Source organism: Paenibacillus chungangensis, from assembly GCF_042675905.1.
Classification (GTDB): Bacteria; Bacillota; Bacilli; order Paenibacillales; family Paenibacillaceae; genus Pristimantibacillus; species Pristimantibacillus chungangensis.
Genome location: NZ_JBHTJZ010000024.1, coordinates 13,018 through 28,234, shown reverse-complemented (window position 1 = coordinate 28,234; position 15,217 = coordinate 13,018). Strand labels below are relative to the sequence as shown.

At 53.0% G+C, this 15,217-nt stretch carries 12 protein-coding genes; 5 read left to right on the top strand and 7 right to left on the bottom strand.

The annotated features are described in order from the left end of the window. Positions 1 to 653: 653 nt before the first annotated feature. Entirely contained in the window at positions 654 to 2,762 is a 2,109-nt protein-coding gene (locus ACFQ2I_RS15130) for a methyl-accepting chemotaxis protein (RefSeq protein WP_377565404.1), read from the bottom strand. A gap of 424 nt (positions 2,763 to 3,186) precedes the next feature. Continuing rightward, entirely contained in the window at positions 3,187 to 3,996 is an 810-nt protein-coding gene (gene murI, locus ACFQ2I_RS15125) for a glutamate racemase (RefSeq protein WP_377565402.1), read from the bottom strand. Between the two features lie 533 nt (positions 3,997 to 4,529). Between murI and ACFQ2I_RS15120 the strand changes: the two genes are divergently transcribed. After that, entirely contained in the window at positions 4,530 to 5,603 is a 1,074-nt protein-coding gene (locus ACFQ2I_RS15120) for a hypothetical protein (RefSeq protein ID WP_377565400.1), read from the top strand. A gap of 77 nt (positions 5,604 to 5,680) precedes the next feature. Beyond that, on the top strand, positions 5,681 to 6,439 hold the full coding sequence (locus ACFQ2I_RS15115) for a DUF975 family protein (RefSeq protein ID WP_377565397.1): 759 nt from the start codon (positions 5,681 to 5,683) through the stop codon (positions 6,437 to 6,439). Between the two features lie 127 nt (positions 6,440 to 6,566). Here the strand turns inward: ACFQ2I_RS15115 and ACFQ2I_RS15110 are convergent, their stop codons facing one another. Together ACFQ2I_RS15110 and ACFQ2I_RS15105 are read right to left on the bottom strand one after the other, a co-directional pair. After that, positions 6,567 to 7,745 (bottom strand): NAD(P)/FAD-dependent oxidoreductase, encoded by a 1,179-nt coding sequence (locus tag ACFQ2I_RS15110; protein ID WP_377565395.1) that lies wholly within the window; start codon positions 7,743 to 7,745, stop codon positions 6,567 to 6,569. A 192-nt stretch (positions 7,746 to 7,937) separates the two neighbouring features. Further along, positions 7,938 to 8,654, bottom strand: a complete 717-nt coding sequence (locus ACFQ2I_RS15105; RefSeq protein WP_377566000.1) for an aspartate/glutamate racemase family protein — start codon at positions 8,652 to 8,654, stop codon at positions 7,938 to 7,940. Positions 8,655 to 8,778: 124 nt separating this feature from the next. On the opposite strand from ACFQ2I_RS15105, the gene pdxR reads away from it, so the two are divergent. From pdxR to ACFQ2I_RS15090, 3 genes are read left to right on the top strand one after another with little or no spacing between them, the layout of a single operon-like run. Continuing rightward, positions 8,779 to 10,182, top strand: coding sequence for a MocR-like pyridoxine biosynthesis transcription factor PdxR (gene pdxR / locus ACFQ2I_RS15100; protein ID WP_377565392.1), 1,404 nt, complete (start codon positions 8,779 to 8,781; stop codon positions 10,180 to 10,182). A 35-nt stretch (positions 10,183 to 10,217) separates the two neighbouring features. Next, the gene (locus ACFQ2I_RS15095) at positions 10,218 to 10,904 is read left to right on the top strand and encodes a Dph6-related ATP pyrophosphatase (protein ID WP_377565389.1); all 687 of its coding nucleotides are present in this window, start codon (positions 10,218 to 10,220) and stop codon (positions 10,902 to 10,904) included. Positions 10,905 to 10,933: 29 nt separating this feature from the next. Further along, complete coding sequence (locus ACFQ2I_RS15090; RefSeq protein ID WP_377565386.1) at positions 10,934 to 12,628, top strand: M3 family oligoendopeptidase; 1,695 nt, start codon at positions 10,934 to 10,936, stop codon at positions 12,626 to 12,628. Positions 12,629 to 12,697: 69 nt separating this feature from the next. Here the strand turns inward: ACFQ2I_RS15090 and ACFQ2I_RS15085 are convergent, their stop codons facing one another. From ACFQ2I_RS15085 to ACFQ2I_RS15075, 3 genes are read right to left on the bottom strand one after another with little or no spacing between them, the layout of a single operon-like run. Continuing rightward, a complete protein-coding gene (locus ACFQ2I_RS15085; protein ID WP_377565383.1) occupies positions 12,698 to 13,012 on the bottom strand; it encodes a hypothetical protein in 315 nt (104 codons plus the stop codon). Further along, entirely contained in the window at positions 13,005 to 14,435 is a 1,431-nt protein-coding gene (locus ACFQ2I_RS15080) for a radical SAM protein (RefSeq protein WP_377565381.1), read from the bottom strand. Before ACFQ2I_RS15080 ends, ACFQ2I_RS15085 begins: the two co-directional genes overlap by 8 nt. Continuing rightward, positions 14,436 to 15,197 (bottom strand): prolipoprotein diacylglyceryl transferase, encoded by a 762-nt coding sequence (locus tag ACFQ2I_RS15075; RefSeq protein ID WP_377565379.1) that lies wholly within the window; start codon positions 15,195 to 15,197, stop codon positions 14,436 to 14,438. Positions 15,198 to 15,217 lie beyond the last annotated feature (20 nt).

Here is a 15,217-nt window from a genome sequence, read left to right as displayed (position 1 = left end):
ACCACCCCCTCTATCCGTTCCGGGGTTGGTGGCTTTCGGTTGCGTGATGTACTCGGCTAAGCGCCGAACCTGTAAGCAGATATATTACGACTACAGGCGTATGCAGGTTTTGTTAGCTGAGCCGCTACACCCAGATCAGGTACAGTGGCTCCTCGTTTCGACAGGACTATCTTCATGCAAGATGAGATTCTGATAACCCTACTTCATACTCAATTTCGTAGAATCGAGTTACCTCAATGCTCGGCATGATAAAAATTCCTGAAAGCGTCCTATACTCTTACTACACACGCCCACTTTCAGCGCTCCTGTGTAGGATTCATACACTATTTCGGCTCGCACGCCCACTTTCAGCGCTCCTGTGTAGGATTCATACACTATTTCGGCTCGCACGCCCACTTTCAGCGCTCCTGTGTAGGATTCATACACTATTTCGGCTCGCACGCCCCTTTTTAGCGCTCCTGTGTAGGATTCATACACTATTTCGGCTCGCATGCCCCTTTTTAGCGCTCCTGTGTAGGATTCATACACTATTTCGGCTCGCACGAGTCAATCCTCTGGCTTCTGTTCTTCAACAACTGGAACTTTTTAAACGCTATTATCACAGACAAAGGGCCACCCACAAGGAGCGGCCCTTCATGATCGTTATGCGTAATTTACAATTTGAACTGTGACATCTTGTCCAGCAGCTCTTGCACCATCTTGCTTAAAGCTTCCGCCGATGAAGAGATCTCCTCCATAGAAGCTAACTGCTCCTCCGAGGCGGCTGCTACGCCATGGGCGCTGCCCGCCGCTTCCTGCGCTATGCCGGACAGCTGCTCTACCGTCGCCGTAATCTGCTCCGCGCTTGCCGACATCTGCTGCACGGAAGCCGACACCTCCTGCACCTGGCTATTGACCGTCTCCATCTCGGACAAGATAGACTGGAACATATTGCCGCTCTGATCTACCAGCTTCACGCCTGCTTCCACCTCGTCGGTGCCTCTTGCCATAGCGGAAGCCGCTGATGCCGTATCGTGGCGGACAGCTTCAATAAGCTGACCGACCTGCTCGGCGGCTTGCTGCGTCTGTGAGGCAAGCTTGCGCACCTCGCCAGCTACGACAGCGAAGCCCCTTCCTTGCTCGCCGACGCGGGCCGCTTCAATAGCGGCGTTCAAGGCAAGCAGATTCGTCTGGGTGCTTATACCCGTAATCAGATCGATGATGCCGCCGATCTGATCCGAACGTTCCGACAGCCGCCCGAATGCCCCTTCCGTCTCCGAGACAGCAGATTGTACAAGCCCCATCTGCTGCACCGCGCGTTGGATCAGCCTGCTGCCTTCCTCCGTATGATCCGCTGCGCTGCCCGCCGATTTCGATACTCCCATAGATGAGTCCGCAATGCGCTGCACACCGAGCGACATCTCCGCCATCGCCATCGACGTATCGTGAGCGTGCTTATGCTGTGTCTCCGCGCCTGCCGCTATCTCTTGCGTTGACTGTGCAATGCTCTCCGATGCCTGACTCGTCTGCTCCGCGCTTGCCGTAAGCTGCTGCGAAGCTGCTCCTACAGACATAGCCAGATCGGCAGCCATTCTGAACATGTCTCTCAGCTTCTCTGTCATTACGTTGAAGTATTGTGCCATCCGGCCGAATTCATCGCCGCTGCGCACTTCCAGCCTCTGCGTCAGATCACCTTGGGCCATTAACTCCAGCTTCCCGATCAACGTGTTAATGTGCCTCAGCACCATGTATCGAAGGATGAATGTCAGCAGGATACCGATGAATAGCATAGCCGCAATTGCCATTGCTAACGAGATGATGCGATTCTCATTATATGTGGCAAAGATGACCTCCTTCTCTACCGCCGTCACGGCGTACCATACCGCTTCGCTGCCTGGCAGCTTGATCGGTTCGAACGAACGAAGGACATTTATCCCCTTCGAGTTCAGTGTGTAGCCGCTTAACGTCTTTTCTTGAATGACGTTCTGCCACAGCTCTTCCTTCTGCTGGTTATCGCCGAAATGACCCGCGATAGATTCCGGATCATTAGGGTTGGCCACATATATACCGCTTTCGGTAACCAGCGACACATAGCCGCCAAGTGGTGTGAATTGTCCAGCAATGGCCTGCATATCATCCATCGCAATATCCGCTCCGACTATCCCTAGGAATGTACCTTGCTCATCCAGTATCGGCATCACGACCGACATCATCAGAACGCTCTGTCCGCCTATCTCCCAGACATACGGGTCCATGTAGGTCATCTGCTTCGTCTGCTTCGGAATGAGATAATAGTCACCCTTGCCCGGCTTGTCATAATCCTTGATCGCCTCGATAAGAATGTCGTTCCCATTGCGCACGACGTATGGCAGGAATCGGCCGGTATGGTCATCGTAGCTTGTCAGCCCTATGTTGGCGTCATCCTTTCCGTCGAACGCGTTAGGCTCCCATACTGTATAGAAGCCCAGCAATCCAGGTCGCTGCTCCAGCATTCGCTGCAACAAGGCTACCGTCTCTTTCCGCGACAGACTGTCATTGTCCCGCGCTTCCATCAACGTATCCGACAGCGACTCCAGTGTGGCATGCACCGATGTAATTTGTTTTTCGAATTCGATGGAGAATGCGTTGCCCGCATATTTCGCCTCCAGTTCCCCTTTCTCCTGACTAATATTCTTCAATTGATTCAGATTGAATGCAATCAGCCCTCCGAAAGCAAATACTAACACCAGTGCCAGCAAAGCAACAACCTTGACCAATAATGATAATTTACGAAGTCTCTTCACGATGTTCCCCCATATTCATTTGTAGTTGCTCTAGTAGTGTCCTCTATCATTTATCGACAAATAGCGACCATAGTTTTATATAGCAAAAAAATGTTAGGTTTACTGCACATTTTGGACATGAAAATAACGCCTAGCGGCGTATATTATACTTACTCTCAAATTGCAACCGAGGTTACATTACTTGCAGCTCGCCATACGCCTACTTTCTACTCTCCAACTGAGGCTACATCACTTGCAGCTCACCATTCGACTACTCTCCTACCTCTAACCGAGGTCACACCGCCTATATACACCGTATAACGGATCGTCTTACCATTTTCGTCCGGTTACTTCCCTTTGTGCTTGTCTTCAATATTGCGGCAAACAACAACACCCCTGTCATAAGAGAGTCTTATGACAGGGGTGTTATTGGGCTTGTGTTAGCTTATGAATGATGCATCGGCTGAAGCGAGGAATGCTCGCCATGATTGCCTTGCAGGAAGGCCAGCGCCTTCGCCATCTTATCGATATATGCCGGGCTGTCATCCGTACACATTAACCGTATGCTGCCGCTTCCCTTGCCTATACCGATGCCGTAACGGTTCAACATGGCGGTAAGCCGCTTCACAGTCCCCGCATTGCCGTCGACAATTTCGATATGCGGCGGCAGCAATCCGCGAAGGATATGCTTGTAGAACGGATAATGCGTACAGCCCAACACGATAATGCCATATTGGCTCAGGTCGTATGGCGCCAGCTTGGAGAGAAAGTAATCCTCCATCACGCCCTTATCGAACTGAAGATTCTCGCAGAGAAGCACGAGCTCCGGCAACGGCAAAGAATCGACGATGCCCGTCTCGTCCACCCGCGATACGAGCGCGTAATATTTCGGCTGCTGCAGCGTTAGCGGCGTCGCGCATACGAGCACCCGCTTCCCAGTGGCGCGGTTCATCTCCACCGCAGGCTTGACAGCCGGCTCCATCCCGATAATCGGGAAGTCGTACAGCTCCCGCAGATCGTTCACTGCGATACTGGTCGCCGTATTGCATGCAACAACGAGCGCATCTATGCCGATATCCACCATCCGCGCTACGGATTCCAGAATGTGCGATCTGACCTCTTCCTTCGTCTTAGTACCGTATGGCACATGCAGCGTATCCGCCATATACAGATAATCCTCGTTCGGCAGCTTCCTTAACGATTCCTCCAACACCGTCAATCCACCGATACCGGAGTCAAAAAAACCTATTGTCATGTGTAATCGATTCCTATCGCTAAATTATAATAAAGATATATTCAGCATATCGTCTAATCGACTACAAAAGCAATATGTAAAATGGAAAGATCCTATCTTCAGCTATCCCTTTCCGGAAATAGAACATAAGTTCTTATCGCGTTATACTGTAAGAAGAAATATCCAATTGGATTAAGGAAGATGTAGACATGCAAGCACGCATTGTAACGAAACCAGGATTTGATGTGATCGGGTATGCTATTCGTACAAGGACAGCAGATGGAGAGAACAATGGGGACATCCCTGCTTTCTGGCAGCGTTATTGCCGAACTCTAATTATGAACATGCGGCGGCTCCCGAATTTGGATATTATGACGAACGCAGCTGCAGCGAACGCAACGAACTGTTGGAGATGGACATCTACATACCGGTTAGTCCCAAGGCCTAGCGCTGAATTCACAGAAAGTTTCCATCAGCATTATTTTGTCATCTTGTATACTCTCCTTCATTCTATACAATGGAGAATACAGGAGTAATCATGAAGGAGATGAACAATGATGACGATCCTCTCGCGCAAGGTCGCTATGAGCAAGTTGCTGTTCCCATTGCTTCTGCTCATCCTACCCGCGGCTAACCTGACAATGCTTCACACGATTGATCCGGTACAAGACAAGGAGCTTATCCCGTTCGTTCCGCTTGCTGTCGGAATTGACTTCTGCCTGGTGCTTCCCTTACTCTACTTTGTTATACATAAGCGAAAGCCAATTAGCAGATGGATCATTCCCATTCTTCTAATGACAGCGGGATATATCGGATCCGCTCTGCTGCTGAGCGCCTACGGGTACGAAGCTGAACATCGATTCGGCTTCATCTTGCTACCCATCATCCTGCTATTGGGATGGCTAAGCTTCCACCGCATCCGGCATATGCTTCAAGCATGCGAAGCCGGCAATCCCTCACCCGCTTCTGGATATGACGCTATAAGACGAAAGATTGCGATTTTCCTGTCAAAAGATCGCGGACTTAGCTATTGGACTTATGAGGCATGCATGTATTACTATGCGCTAGGCTCATGGGGACAGAAGGCAGTCTCACGCCAAGCTGCCCTATATCATGCGGATGCAGCCGATCTGTTCACATATCATAAGAATAGCAACGCTCTACTTATGGTCTACTTTCTCGCATTTGCGCTTACGCTGGAAGGAGTGGCCTTTCATCTGCTAATCGCTCAGTGGTCGCATATCGCCGCATGGATACTTACCATTAGCAACGTGTACGTTCTCCTTTCCGTGCTGGGCAATTACCGCGCGATGAAGCTGAGTCCCATTGTCGTGAAGCCGAACGTCGTCCAGATCCGTTACGGCCTAAGCGCACAGCTGGACATTCCCTTGCATCAGATTACAGCTGTAACGGCTGCCGTCTATGAGCTGGAAGTGACGAAGGAGCAACGGAATGTGGCGATCGTGGTGGGCAGCGACGCGCCTAACGTACTTATCGAATGCGCTGAACCTGTGGAAGCGACATTGCCATTTGGCATGAAGCGTTCTTCCACACACATTTACCTGATGGTGGACCATGCAGAAGACTTTCGGCAACGATTACTGGATAATTCCACTCCAGTACGATGAAGAAGTGAAATAATGGGTATATTTCCATACCCAATTCCTGTAGTATATTAGAAAATATACTATGAAGGAGTATCGCTATGTGGAATCGCAAGCAATTGAAAGATAGGGCCAAAGATGTACTGAGAACTTCTTACTGGAAGGCCTTTCTTGCCAGCATCCTATTAGTTATCGCAGGCGGTGGCAGCAGCGGCGTCTCACTGCCATCTTTCAACTTTGACTTTAATGATGATTTTGATCTCGGAACATCCTTGAGCGACATGGGGAGCAACGTTGGAGGCGGAATAGCCGCATTCCTCATCGGCATCATGATTGTTATTATGTTAGGCGCGATTGTGATTTCGCTTGCCTTCCGAATCTTCCTCGGCTTTCCGTTGGAGATTGGCGCCATGCTTTACTTCAAGCGCTCCGCAGAGCAAGAGGTCAACTTGAATCATCTGGGATTCGCATTCGGCAAGGGCAGATACTGGGATACATTGAAGGCGATGCTCTGGAGAGCTCTGCTGACGATACTGTGGACACTCCTCTTCATTATTCCAGGCATTGTGAAATCCTACGCTTACAGCCAGGTCCCCTTCATTCTGGCGGATAACCCCAATATCGGGTATAGACGGGCGGTTGACTTGAGCAACAGCATGACAAGAGGGCATAAATTCCGCATTTTCGTACTGGATCTCAGCTTCCTGGGTTGGATTCTGCTGGGCCTATTGGCGCTGTTCGTCGGCGTACTGTTCGTATGGCCTTATATCAACGCTACCAAAGCGGAGCTGTACCTGGAGCTGCGACAGGAGGCGCTCCGGCAGAACATTGCCTCAAGGGAAGAATTGCGATTGGCTTAAGCCCGCACATCAATAAGACCGTTTCCCAACTCGAACTGCCCCCAATTATTATCAGACAACGTGCTAATAATAATTGGGGGCAGTTCAGCATGGGCACGGTCTTTTCGTCATTCATGCCGTCACTCTCTTATTGCAACAATGAGAACAAGCCGTTAATACTCGACAGGTAACGGACATTGCTGGCCTTCTTCATCATCGAAGCAGCCGGTCCCTTTAACGTAATGCCCCGCTTGCCAATGGTGCCAACGCCATCCTTGCGCCCCAGACTAGCCAATGTTCCTGTCAATTGAGGATGAAACGCCTTCATTCGCTTTCCTTGGATAGAAGCAGCAATATTCTCGCCAGCCCTTCTTCCCATCTGCATCGCGAGCTGTGCGGAAGGTGGATATGGCTTGCCGTTGTAATGCATGACGACCGCACAATCGCCAGCCAAGAAGACAGAGGGATGGGACGCCGACTGCAGGAACGGATTCACCTTCGCTCTTCCGCGCTCCACCTCGATTCCGCACCCCGCCACCAACGGATTGCCCTTCACGCCGCCCGTCCAGACGAACGTGCCCGTCTGGATTACGGTGCCGTCCTTCAGGCTGACAGCCCTGTCCCGCATGCCGATAACTGGGCATCCCAGAATGAAGCGAACCCCTCTTGCCTCCAGACTGGAGATCGCTCTCTGCATCAAGTGCGGCGGCAACATCGGTAGAATAGTGGGCATCGCTTCGATCAGATAGAGACGAATATCTTCGAAGCTCACTCCGTGCCGCCGGCATATGCCGGGCAGCTCGTCAGCGAATTCCCCGATCAGCTCTACGCCTGACAGCCCGCCCCCTCCTACCACGAACGTAGCGTCCGAACGGTCTCCCGTCAGCTTGAATTGCCGAATCTGTTGCACCAGATGAGCATGTATCCGATTCGCGTCGGCGACGGACTTCAGACTGAAGCTATTCTCCTGCAAGCCCGGAATGCCGAAGTAATTCGTCTCGCTGCCGAGCGCCAGCACCAGAACATCATATTCCAGGCTATCGCCGCTATCCATCCTGATTCCGCCGCCTTGTATGTCAATGCTGCTTGCAGTTCCGATCTGCAGAGCGATCTCCTTCCGCTTCAATAATCTCTCCAATGGGAGGGACACGGCATGCTGTGATACATTCCCTGCAGCCAGACGATGCAGCTCTGTTACAATTTGATGAGTGGGATGACGATTAATCATCGTTACGGCAGCTTGCTGAGGAGACAGATGTGTGCGCACAGTACGCGCGCAGATTAATCCGCCGTATCCCCCGCCCAATATGACGATTCGCTTCCTCATACGAGACGCCTCCTTCGCGCATTGCTCCTCGTTCATGAATTCCCGACTGCCAGCTTATAATGAGCATATGCAGCACGGCCCGCGTATCATGAGCAATCTGACAGATTCAGCATGAATGAAAAAAAAGAACCGTCCCATCCCCGCGCGCTGCGCTAACGGTTAGGTACGGATCTTTCTATGCCACAATGGTCATCAAGCTTCCTGCAAGCTCGATGCTTCATGCGAAAGAGCGAATGCCACGGCCGCTTCCGCATGGATAAGCGTAGTATCGAAGATCGGAAGGTCTACGTCGTCCTGCTTGATCAGCAGCGGAATTTCCGTACAGCCCAGTATAACGCCTTCTGCGCCGAGCGCCCGCAGCCGTTCTATAATAGCTGTGTATTCCGCTCTGGATTCCGCCTTCAACTCTCCCTTGCACAGCTCGTCAAAAATAATATCGTGTATGCGAATACGATCCGCTTCTTCGGGAATAATCACCTCAAGGCCTTGCTCCCGCAGACGGTCGCAGTAGAAGCTCTGTTCCATCGTATAACGTGTGCCCAGCACGCCGATTGCGCGCAGTCCCTTGCTCTTGATTCGCGCCACTGTCGTATCCACGATATGAAGCAGCGGAATAGACACCGCTTCCTGCACTTCCTTCGCCACGACATGCATCGTATTAGTGCAGATCAATATCATGTCGCTGCCTCCAGCCTCCAGCTTCCGCGCGGCATCCGCCAATACAGCCGCCGCTTCTTCCCAGGCGCCCGCCTTCTGCAGACGAACAACCTCCTCGAAGTTGCAAGAGTAGAGCAGGATTTTCGCCGAGTTCAATCCCCCCAGCTTATTCATCATGCCTTGATTAATATATTTGTAATACTCAGCCGTCGATTCCCAGCTTAGCCCTCCAATTAGTCCGATCGTCTTCATCATGCAAGCACGCCCCTTTCGTTATCGACAGCATAACATGATATACTGGTATTCAAAAGTGCCAGACAGATGAATATATGATGGTACCAGTTATCATCATGCTGCAGAAAGGAGCGAGCTCGCTATGCTGTGGTTTCCGGTAGATCGCACAAGCACTACCTCTCTTACCGTTCAAGTGTATGAACAATTGCGAAAGCGCATATTGCAGAAGGAGCTACGCGAAGGGGAGCGGCTGCTCTCCAGCCGCGAGCTGGCCTCCTCAATTGGCGTGTCGCGCAATATTATTATGGAAGTATACGACCGGCTGCTCGCTGAGGGTTATCTGGAGGTGCGTCCGCAGTCCGGCACCTATATCGCCGCCGGCTCGCACTTCCCTACAGCTGCGGTGGATGACGGGTGCGAAGAGACACTGCCTCCCGCTGCAGGGAGCAAGCAGCTTGCGGAGGGCAAGATCGACTTTCGCGCGGCACACCCTGCGGCGGATTACTTCCCGCGCGCGATCTGGGGCAGGCTGGCGAAGGAAGTGTGTACGCATACCCCCGAGCGGGCATTCGGCTATGCGAGCCCGGAAGGAACGCCGGAGCTGCGCGAGATGCTGGCCCGTTACTTGCAGCTTGCGCGCGGTGTACGCTGCCATCCCGACCAGATCGTCATCACGTCTGGCGCGACGCAGGCACTCCATCTCATTACAGACCTGCTGTCCAAGGACAAGCAGGCGCGAATTGCGGTCGAGGATCCCGTGACGGACGAGATGCGGACGATCTTCACCTATGCGGGAGCGTCTCTAATCCCAGTTCCCGTAGACGATAAGGGCATTCGCCCGGAGGAGCTGCCCGAGCACGAGCGGCCCGACTTCATCTTCGTCATTCCCTCTCATCAATTCCCGCTTGGCGGCACATTGCCCATCCAGAGGCGCATTCAATTAATCGAATACGCACGCCGCATGGATTGCTTCATCGTAGAGGACGATTACGATAGCGAATTCACCTATGAAGGCGCGCCGGTTCACTCGCTTCAGGGACTTGATCCGGAGCGCGTCATCTACGTCGGAACATTCAGCAAAATATTATCGCCTGCGCTTCGCATCGGCTATGCCGTCTTGCCGATTCAGTACGTGGAAGCTTACCGACGGTTGAAATGGTTCGCAGACCGACATACGTCCACGCTGGAGCAACTGGTTCTCGCCCGCTTCATGGATGAGGGCTGCTTCGACCGTCATATCCGGCGCATGAGGAAAATATATCGCAAACGCAGGGAAACGCTCGTCTCTGCCTTGCGTCGACACTTGCCCGGCGCGCGCATCTTGGGTGAATCCGCTGGCATGCATCTGGTCGTAGAGATTCCGGGAGTCCGCTTCACGCCAGCACGGATACGTCAGATCCGCGAACAGAATGTGCTGGTGTATGCGGTAGAGGATTATGCGATCGTGAAGGGGCGTCACGAAAGCCGGATCGTCATGGGCTATGGCGCATTGCCCCCTGAAGCCATCCAGGAAGGCGTCGCTTGCTTAGCGAAGGCGCTATGGTAAAATACGCTTATACATCGGTTGAAGGAGCGGTCTACATGAAAGATGAGAAAGATTGGCTTACCGGCGCCGCTGGTCGCCGCTTCATCGCTTCCTACAGTGGAGGGAAGGACAGCTCGCTAGCGCTCTATCGGGCCATGCAGACGGGCGAGGCGATCGGCATTATCGTTATGCTGGAGGAAGAGGGACAGCGCTCCCGTTCTCACGGCATGTCTCCGGCGATAATTCAGGCGCAAGCCGACGCGATCGGCCTGCCGGTATATACGGCGGCTACCAGCTGGGACGATTATGAGAGGAAGTTCACGAAGCTGTTGATACAAGCAAGAGAGCAAGGGGCAGAAGTCCTTGTCACGGGTGATCTGGATGTGCCGGTGGAAGATTGCTGGCACGAGCGAGTGGCCGGCAATGCGGGATTGGCGCTGGGCATGCCGCTATGGCGAATGGATCACATAGCAGCTGTGAACACATTTATCGATCTGGGCTTTACGTCTATCGTTGTGACGGTGAACCTGACATTAGGGATGTCCGAGCGTGATCTCGGCCGACAGCTCGACCGCGCCTTCGTTCAAGAGCTGATCTCACGCGGCATCGATCCCTGCGGCGAAGGCGGAGAGTTCCACACGACCGTCATTGACGGCCCTTTATTCCGGCACCGTGTTCCAGTCCGTAAAGGCGCTATTGTCAGAGATGGCAAATACGCCTTTCTGCCGCTGGAATTGCAATAACAAATTCATTCTTGAGGGGTTGATAATGGATGCAATTAAATGAATTCCCTTACGTCAGACCGGATGTGAAGCAGCTGAAGCTGCAATTCACGCAATTGCTGGCCGACTTCAACGCGGCAAGCCGACTAGAGGAGCAAAACGACGTGATGGCGGAGATTAACAAGCTGCGCAGCGACTTCGACTCCATGGCCGACCTTGTGCACATACGTCACTCTATCGATACACAGGATGAATTCTACAAGCAAGAGCAGGCATTCTTCGACGACAACAGACCTGTAGTAGAAGAATATATTACGGACTACTATCGCGCGCTGAGCCAATCCCGATTCCGCGATGAGCTGGAGAAGAAGTGGGGCACGCAGTTGTTCCGACTGGCCGAGCTGTCGCTGAAGGCGTTCACTCCCGCCATTATCGAAGATTTGCAGAGGGAGAACAAGCTGGTTACGGAGTATGACGCCCTGATTGCATCCGCTAGAATCATGTTCGAGGGCGAAGAGCGGACGCTCTCGCAGCTCAGGCCGTTCCAGCAAGCGACGGATCGCGACCTGCGCAAGCGCGCAGCGGAAGCCGCCAGCGGCTTCATGACTCAGCACGAAGAGCAGCTGGACCGCATCTACGACGATCTGGTGAAGACGAGAACCCGGATCGCAAGGAAGCTTGGCTATACCAGCTTCGTAGAGCTCGGCTACATTCGCATGTCCCGCACGGATTACAATGCGGACATGGTTGCGAGCTTCCGTGAGCAAGTGCGCGTCTCGATCGTGCCGATCGTGTCCAAGCTGAAGAAGCGCCAGCAGGAGCGCATCGGCGTCGATCAATTGATGTACTACGACGAAAGTCTATCGTTCTTGAGCGGCAATGCCGTGCCGAAGGGCGACCCTGAATGGATTATTGCGCATGGCGCATCCATGTATGCCGAGCTGTCGCCGGAGACGGATGCCTTCTTCCAGTACATGCAGAAGCATAAGCTGATGGATCTGCTCAGCAAGAAAGGGAAGATGAGCGGCGGCTACTGCACCTACATGAGCAAGTTCAAGGCGCCGTTCATCTTTGCCAACTTCAACGGAACGGCCGACGATATCGATGTGCTCACGCATGAAGCCGGCCATGCCTTCCAGGTCTATTCCAGCAGCGGATTCGAGGTTCCCGAATATTACTGGCCGACGTACGAAGCGGCGGAGATCCATTCCATGAGCATGGAATTTCTGACATGGCCGTGGATGGAGCGCTTCTTCCAGGAAGACACCGACAAATACCGCTTCAACCACCTGGCCGGCGCATTAACGTTCATCCCTTATGGCGTGACTGTGGACGAATTCCAGCACTTCGTCTATGAGCATCCGGATGCGACACCAGCGGAGCGGAAGAAGGCCTGGCGCGAGATCGAACAGAACTATTTGCCGCATCGGAGCTATGGGGACAACGGGTATTACGAGCAAGGTGGCTATTGGCATAAGCAAGGCCATGTCTTCAGCTCGCCGTTCTATTACATCGATTACACCCTGGCGCAGATCTGCGCCTTTCAATTCTGGAAGTGGATGCGAGAGGATCGCGAGGCGGCATGGGCATCTTATATGAAGCTGTGCCGGCTGGGCGGAAGCCTCTCCTTCACGGCGCTTGTACGCGAGGCGGGTCTGATCTCGCCGTTCCAGGACGGCTGCGTCGATTCCATCATCGGCGAGATTGAGAAGTGGCTGAACGGAATTGATGACAAGGCGCTGTAGCGCTGCATGCCGTGCAACAAGAACGAAGCGACGTTTCCACAGCGGAAACGTCGCTTCCTTTCACTTAGGTTATAGTGAGAATACGCCGCCCATCAGCAGGCCGAAGCAAGCCGCGTTCAGCAGAAAAGTAATGCCCGCCCCAATGAGCAGCCCTTGCACGATGCCGCTCCTCTTGCGTACGATGAACATGGCAGGCAGCAAGTACACGATCTGGGCAATGCCGATGAAGAAAAAAGCAATAGGCACGATAAATAACAATAGATGCAGCAGCGCCATCAATCCGATGCCGAGCCATACCTGCTTCATATGGCCTGGCGGCTTGCCTTTGTCAAGCGTTGCCACTTCTGGCTGCTGCCCGCCGTCTTCCTCGCGTTGATCAATCATGGCAATTCCCTCCTTGACGCATATCGTATTCCTCTCTTAACGCCTTCAGCTTCTCTTCTTGGTCGCCCCGGTAAAAAATATTGTAGGTGTCAAAGGGGATGATTCGCCCATCCGGGTGAGCAATATGCACGCATGACTTCTTGACCGAGCGCACATCGAAATGATAAGGATCCAGAAACTGCATAATGATGACGCGAAAAACGTTGTCGTAGCCGATATTCTCCGGTACGGCAACCATCGGCAAGCAGCACAGCAGATTCTTCAGCGATAACGCCGACGACTCCGGTGAATGCGCGGTCGAGAACAACTCGAATATGCTGGACTTCAGCGTCTCATCCTGCTCGAATACGATTGTGTTACGGCCGCCTTCCAGCAGTATGTCGGGGTCGATCAAGCCCGTCAGCGGCAGCGTCTCTCCGCCCAGCTTCAGAGCGTAGCCCATAGCCAGGCAGTCGGGATGACATGGCACCGGAATGATATCCTCCGCCCGGAATACACCGCTCTGGTCAATGATGCCTTGCCGCACTTCGGTTAGCGTCAAGCGGTCCTTCGCCGGATCGTACTCCTCCAGCCGGCCTGCAGCCTGAATCGGCTGGAAGGTAACGCCGCGCACGGCAGGCTGCTGCAGCCCATACTGAATAATCTCCCCGATCTCGTCATCGTTCAGCCCCTTCTTGAGCGTCACGACCAGCGTAGTAGAGATGTTGAATTCATTCAGATGCTCCAGCGCCCGTCGACGAACCTCCAGAAGATCGACTCCGCGCAGCTCCAGCAGCGCCTCTTCCCGGAAGCTGTCGAACTGCAAGTAAATTTCGAACCCCGGCATATAGTCCGCCAGCCGCTTGGCGAAGCTGCGGTCCTGCGCAATGCGAAGTCCGTTCGTATTCACCATAATATGCTTGATGGGCTTACTCTTTGCCATATCCAGTATTTCAAAAAATTGCGGATGAATCGTCGGCTCGCCTCCGCTGATCTGCACAATATCCGGCTCGCCCTCGTTGCGGACGATTGCGTCCAGCATATGCTCAATCTGCTCTAGCGACCGCCATTCTCCCTTGTGCGGTGAAGACTCCGCATAGCAGATGGGACATTGGAGGTTGCAGCGCTCCGTCACCTCCAGCAGCGTCAGGCAGCTATGCTGCTCATGATCGGGACATAGCCCGCAATCGTAGGGACAGCCGTATCGGATTGGCGTATTCCAATGCTGCGGCATCTCCGCCGGCTTCAGAAATTCGCGACATTTCTTATAATAGTCCGCATCGGTCGCAATGAGCACCTTCTCGCGTCCATGCTGCCCGCAATACTTCAGCAGAAATACTTGATTGTCTTCAATAATGACCTTGGCTTCTACCTTGCGCAAGCATTTCGAACAGATGCTATTCGTCAGCTCGTAGAAAATATAGGGCCTGTTCTTCGTCGGCAATTACAACTCCCCCTTATGCGAATAGTGCGGCTTCCCCAGCCACCTCGACAGCAGCACAGCGTAATAGATCAAACCGACGATGCAAGCAAGCTGGATGTTGTTCAACCCCATATAGGGATGAAGTGTCGGCTTAATAAAGTCTATAGCTAACCGAAACAGCAGATAACCAGTCATAAACAATTGAAAAACAGCACCTTCCGGAAAGCGCTCTCTCTTCTTCCAACGATAGAGCAACAAGCCCAGAAGGATCAAAAACACAATCTCATAAAGCTGCGTAGGGTGTCTCGGAATTCCGTCACCAAAATCAACGCCCGTGATCCACGAGGTCGGCGTGCCATACGTATGATCACTCAAGCCGGTCATGAAGCAACCGATTCTTCCGATGACCATGCCTACGATGATAGGAATAGCCATATCATCGCCCGTCGACCGGACAATGCCTACGCGCTTCTTCATCCACTCGACGCCGATCAATCCGCCAAGCAGCCCTCCGACGATCGTCTTACCCTCCATGAGATACGTATAGCTGCGCCAATTCTCAATCGTACGGACGGGATCTTCCAGCCAATACAGCGCCTTGGAGCCGACGGCTGCTCCCAGAATCGCTCCTACAATGACCCATATGCCTTGTGCAATTGGCAGCTTGTCCTTCCTGCGGGTGTAGAGGTACACGCGAAAGCCGATAAAATAAGCCAGCGCTTCAAACACCACATGCGGATGCAGCCTGATGAAGCCCAAATCAATCCAAATCGGAAACGTCATGCCTTTCTTCCTTCCTCTTA

Excerpts from the sequence above, each read along its gene's own strand:
- ACFQ2I_RS15110 (WP_377565395.1), bottom strand. The coding sequence starts at position 7,745 with ATGAGGAAGCGAATCGTCATATTGGGCGGGGGATACGGCGGATTAATC.
- ACFQ2I_RS15120 (WP_377565400.1), top strand. The coding sequence starts at position 4,530 with ATGATGACGATCCTCTCGCGCAAGGTCGCTATGAGCAAGTTGCTGTTC.
- murI (WP_377565402.1), bottom strand. The coding sequence starts at position 3,996 with ATGACAATAGGTTTTTTTGACTCCGGTATCGGTGGATTGACGGTGTTG.
- pdxR (WP_377565392.1), top strand. The coding sequence starts at position 8,779 with ATGCTGTGGTTTCCGGTAGATCGCACAAGCACTACCTCTCTTACCGTT.
- ACFQ2I_RS15075 (WP_377565379.1), bottom strand. The coding sequence starts at position 15,197 with ATGACGTTTCCGATTTGGATTGATTTGGGCTTCATCAGGCTGCATCCG.
- ACFQ2I_RS15085 (WP_377565383.1), bottom strand. The coding sequence starts at position 13,012 with ATGATTGATCAACGCGAGGAAGACGGCGGGCAGCAGCCAGAAGTGGCA.
- ACFQ2I_RS15090 (WP_377565386.1), top strand. The coding sequence starts at position 10,934 with ATGCAATTAAATGAATTCCCTTACGTCAGACCGGATGTGAAGCAGCTG.
- ACFQ2I_RS15105 (WP_377566000.1), bottom strand. The coding sequence starts at position 8,654 with ATGAAGACGATCGGACTAATTGGAGGGCTAAGCTGGGAATCGACGGCT.
- ACFQ2I_RS15095 (WP_377565389.1), top strand. The coding sequence starts at position 10,218 with ATGAAAGATGAGAAAGATTGGCTTACCGGCGCCGCTGGTCGCCGCTTC.
- ACFQ2I_RS15115 (WP_377565397.1), top strand. The coding sequence starts at position 5,681 with ATGTGGAATCGCAAGCAATTGAAAGATAGGGCCAAAGATGTACTGAGA.